This is a genomic window from Paraburkholderia sp. SIMBA_053, assembly GCF_046534895.1.
Taxonomy (GTDB): Bacteria; Pseudomonadota; Gammaproteobacteria; order Burkholderiales; family Burkholderiaceae; genus Paraburkholderia; species Paraburkholderia caledonica.
The window spans coordinates 1-274 of record NZ_JAWRXU010000636.1 but is presented as its reverse complement, the minus strand read 5'-3'; the positions used below and the strand labels follow the sequence as shown (position 1 = coordinate 274).

Sequence of the window (274 nt, the reverse complement as noted above, 5' to 3'; positions counted from 1 at the left end):
CTTCATGTGCGAATCGCTTTTGCGCGCGGCATTACCTCAGAGGTAATCGATTCGCCTTGCGACGGCCGATATGCTGGCGTCATTCGTCAACGACCGGGAGAGCAGCATGTCAACGTTTGCCGTCGCGCATCTGCATGAAGTGAAGATGGGTGTGGAGATCGTCGAGTACCTGAAGCGTATCGATGCGACGCTTGCGCCTTATTGCGGCCATTTCGTGCTGCATGGTGGCCGTTGCGAACGGCTCGAAGGCAACTGGCGCGGCGACCTGGTCGCC

Annotated in this window: 1 protein-coding gene; it reads left to right on the top strand. The window is 58.8% G+C overall.

Annotated features, from left to right (window positions below; translation table 11 throughout):
• Positions 1 to 70 precede the first annotated feature (70 nt).
• Positions 71 to 274, top strand: a 204-nt coding sequence (locus tag SB753_RS37150) for a DUF1330 domain-containing protein (protein ID WP_410805143.1), incomplete at its 3' end; no start/stop codon positions are given.